Below are 3,945 nucleotides of genomic sequence, written 5' to 3'. Positions count from 1 at the left end.
GGGATGTTCAAGGGCAGGCCCGCGATCTTCGGCGCCGCCGCCATCATCCCGGAAAAGCCGACCGATCCGGCACCCAGGGGCGACCTGCGGTACATCGTGTATGTCAAGCCGATCGACCGCCGCCTGCTCGACCTCTGGAGTTCGAATTTTCACATCGAGGGCCTCGACTGGAGCCCGAAACGGCCCAGTGATCCAAAGTTGGGGGTAATGGCGCTGACGGCGCCCGACGGCTCATCCTGCGGCTTTCTATTTTGGACCAATCCCGCGCCCGGCAGCGGAGCATTGGTCGAATCGCTGCCGCTCGTCATAACGGCCGCATTGCTGATGCTGGTGCTCGCAGGCGCCTCGGTACGCTTCGTGATGAAGACGAGCCGCGATCTCCAGCATGGCGCCACCATCGCGCAGGACAATGCGGCGAAGGCCGAACAAGCGACCGCACATGCCGAGGAAGCAGCGGCGAGCGCGAAGATCGCGCTGGAGCGATCGGAGAGCGATCGGCGGCAGATCGCGGAGATGGCGAAGCGCGAAGCGGCAGAGCAGGCCCATCACACACGGCAATTGCAAGCCGCGGCGAGTTCCATAGGCAACGGGATCGAGCAGGCGGTGTCGACGATCGTAACGGACCTGCTGATCACCGCCAACGAACTCCGCGACAGCGCCGATCTGACCATGAATGTCATCACCGGCCAGCAGCGCCATGCCAAGCTGATCCACGATCAATCCCGGGAAGCCACCGGCCTGGTCGCGGGTGTCATCGACGGGATCAGGACGATCAGTTCCGCGCTGGGCGACGTCAGCGACGACACGGACGAAAATCGTCGTCTGCTGACCGTTGCGGGCAACCAGTCGAACGTCACCCGTGAGGCCAGCCAGGAGCTTTGCGATCGGGTGGGCGAGATCAAGCATGCCGCGATGCACATTTCGACGATCACCCGGCAGACCAGCATGCTTGCGCTCAACGCCACCATCGAAGCCGCGCGCGCCGGCGAGGACGGGCGCGGATTTGCGGTCGTGGCGACCGAGGTCAAGTCGCTTGCCGGGCAAACCAGCGCGTTGAACGGCACGGTTCAGGCAAGCGTCGCGAATGCGGAAACCACGGCCAGATCCAGTCTCGATCTCACCGAAGCGATGTGCGGCACGCTCGCCGAGCTGGTCCAATCGGCGAGCACGACGCTCAAGACGCTGGACGACCAGCGGCGCGCCGCCAGGGAATTGAGCGATGCCAGCCGGTTGGTCGAGAATTATTCGGGCGTGGTGCTTACGGGGACGAGTGCGCTGATCGAATCCATCGACGACATCGCCGTCCGCGCCGAAGTCACCAGGAAGGTCGGCGCGGCGGTGCGGCAGCGCGCCGAACTGCTGCAAGCCGAGCTCAGCTATTTCATCGCGGAACTGCGGAGCGGATCGTCAGCCGCGATCGGCGTCGTCGCACGCTAGTCGGTCCCTGTTGAGGTTTGACTCTCGTCACCCCGGCCTTGAGCCGGGGTCCCGCTGCCACCCAGCGTTGAAGAAGCGGGAACCCGGCTCAAGGCCGGGGTGACGTTTCAGCTTGAGCAGGACATCCTCTAGCTGCCGACGATATCTCTCATTCGTCGCCATCCCCCAATCCCTGGGATAAGCGCTTCACATCCTCCGCTTTCACCGGCGACCTATAGTCGTTGCCGAAATGCGTGCGGACGTAGTTGACGACACCGGCCACCTGGTCGGGCTTCAGCATGCCTGCGAAGGCGGGCATCCCCCCTTTGCCGCGGAGGACCATGTTCACCGCGAAATCCGGATCGGCAAGATGCGGATTCTTCGCTAGCGCGGGAATCGCGCCGGCACCGGTGCCCCCTTCGGCATTCGGCATATGACAGGCCTGGCATATCTGACGATAGACCTGCTCGCCGCCCGACGCGCTGGCCGCCTGATGCTCGGCACCGGCGGCCGGCGAGTCTCCGACCGTCTGCGCGGGTCCGCGCCCTACCCCCAAGCCTGAAAAGGCGATGACGGCGCCGATCGCCAGGGGAAGGCGTGCTCGCATGCTTCAGGCCGCCTGCGCCCGTTGGTGAAGGCGCGTGATCGCGTCGAGCGACGAGAGCAGAGCCGCCTCCATCCAGGCGCCGATGTACGACGCATGCTCGCCCGCCAGCACGAGCCGCCCGTCGATGCCGACCAGGTTCTGATAATGCGCCTTGCGAGCCTCGTCGTTCCACGACGATGCACAGGCGGCGATCCACGGCACGCGGCTCCACGCCACCGCGACGCCGTTCAGATATTCGCCGCGATATTGCGGGTGGATCACCTCGCCCTGCTTGAGCGCGGCCTCGATCCGCTGGGCCGGTGTCATGCCCGCGAATTCATAGGCTGCCGGGCCGCTCGAATAGGCGCCCAACAGAACCGCAGGGCCGGGCTTGAAGAAACCCGCGCTGGGATAGGAAAGCTGGTTGATCGATTGCGACGTGAAGCTGTGGCCGCCGTAGATGTAGTCGTCCTGCTCCCAGAAACGACGCTTGAATTCGAGCCCGATCTTGGCGGAGGAATGATAGGGCACGCCCTTGATCGCCGCCTGCATCGGCGCCGACGCCTGCACCTCGATCTGGCTGAGGATCGGCAGCGGGATCGTGCAGACGCACCAGTCGGCGGTCGCGGTGCGCACGGCGCCGCTCGCCACGTCCTGATAATTGACCGTCACGCCTTTCGCGTCCTGCGCGATCCTCGTCACCTTCGCGTTGTAGGTGATCATGGCGCCGAGCTGGCGGGCGAAGGCCTTGCCGATATTATCCATCCCGCCCACCGGCTGAAACATCGTCTGTTGCATCACATTGGTGAGGTAGAAGGACATCTGCTGCCAGACCTTGGAATCCAGCACATCGTCCATCTTGAAGACCTGCGAAGGCGTCGGCGCGCCATCGACCCCGCCGCCCGGCGGATGATCGAAGCCGCGCTGGTTCGACACCGCCAGGCTGCTGGTATAGGCCATATTCTTGTCGAGCACGCCCCACTGGCGCATCGCATCGACCAGTCTATCGCGGTCTTCCTTGCTGACGGTGTCGTCGAGCGCGTTCTTGTTGAGCGCCTTGGCCAGCAGTTCGGAGGTATGGCCCTTGAAATCGACCGCAAGCTGGCTGAACCGCTGCGGCTTGCCGCCGAACGCGCCGGCCTGATGGACATAGCCATTGTTGTTGATCTGGACGAAAGGCTCCAGCGCCACCCCGAACGCCTGGCAATAATGCAGCAGCGCCTGGTGGTGATACGGAATGCGCCAGGGCCCCGGGTTCAGGTAATTGCCCGGCGCGAAGCCGACCTTCTGCACCGCGCCGCCGATCTCGTTCAGCGTGTCGCCGCCGCGCAGCGTCCAGTTGCGCCCGCCCGGCCTGTTCTGGAACTCCAGCACCTGCACCTTGTACCCGGCCTTCGAAAGCTCGTAGGCGGCGAGCATCCCGGCGAGGCCCGATCCGAGCACCAGCACCGAGGCGCCCTTGCGCGCGCCGGAAAGCTTGGGCGGCCCCTTGAAGTCCGTCGGCGCGGCGTGCGCCATGGCGGTCATCGCCTGATAGAGCGCGGCGGCGCCGCCCGCCTTGCCAATGGCGGTGAGCAACTGGCGTCGGGTCGGCGGCGTGACGTCGTTCATATTCAACCCTCCCGCGCAGCCGATGCCGCGATGCGGTATGAAATAACCACGGCACGCACGAATTGAGCAAGCCTATTCCGCCAAATAATCGTCTCATGGCGTATGTCGATCCGACGCCCGAACGGCCGGTCCCGACGTTCCGCAACGAAGGATGGCGGCAGGCATGCGCGCCGCGTATCAAGAGTTTGAAAGTCATCGGTGAGAGACAGTGCGAGACGCTCGCCCCGACACCCTGTCGACTAACGGATTGCTTGACTGGTGACCCCTACGGGAATCGAACCCGTGTTTTCGCCGTGAGAGGGCGACGTCCTAGACCGCTAGACGAAGGGGCC

3 protein-coding genes and 1 tRNA gene are annotated in these 3,945 nt (G+C 64.7%); 1 reads left to right on the top strand and 3 read right to left on the bottom strand.

The window, feature by feature from the left end:
- The coding region (locus HUU94_RS06840; protein WP_174274352.1) for a methyl-accepting chemotaxis protein at window positions 1–1,437 on the top strand (1,437 nt) is incomplete at its 5' end.
- 148 nt (window positions 1,438–1,585) lie between these two features.
- Here HUU94_RS06840 and HUU94_RS06835 read toward each other — a convergent pair.
- From HUU94_RS06835 to HUU94_RS06825, 3 genes are all read right to left on the bottom strand, one after another.
- Window positions 1,586–2,023, bottom strand: a complete 438-nt coding sequence (locus tag HUU94_RS06835; RefSeq protein ID WP_174274351.1) for a c-type cytochrome — start codon at window positions 2,021–2,023, stop codon at window positions 1,586–1,588.
- Window positions 2,024–2,026: 3 nt separating this feature from the next.
- Complete coding sequence (locus HUU94_RS06830) at window positions 2,027–3,613, bottom strand: flavin monoamine oxidase family protein (protein ID WP_174274350.1); 1,587 nt, start codon at window positions 3,611–3,613, stop codon at window positions 2,027–2,029.
- 256 nt (window positions 3,614–3,869) lie between these two features.
- A tRNA-Glu gene (locus tag HUU94_RS06825) sits at window positions 3,870–3,945 on the bottom strand.

This window comes from Sphingomonas bacterium (assembly GCF_903644055.1).
Taxonomy (GTDB): Bacteria; Pseudomonadota; Alphaproteobacteria; order Sphingomonadales; family Sphingomonadaceae; genus Sphingomonas_I.
Note: the sequence above shows the minus strand (reverse complement) of the source record. Positions and strands in the feature narration are given on the sequence as shown.

Bases quoted from the DNA above. Each gene is read 5' to 3' on its own strand.
- HUU94_RS06830 (WP_174274350.1), bottom strand. From the start codon at position 3,613: ATGAACGACGTCACGCCGCCGACCCGACGCCAGTTGCTCACCGCCATT.
- HUU94_RS06835 (WP_174274351.1), bottom strand. From the start codon at position 2,023: ATGCGAGCACGCCTTCCCCTGGCGATCGGCGCCGTCATCGCCTTTTCA.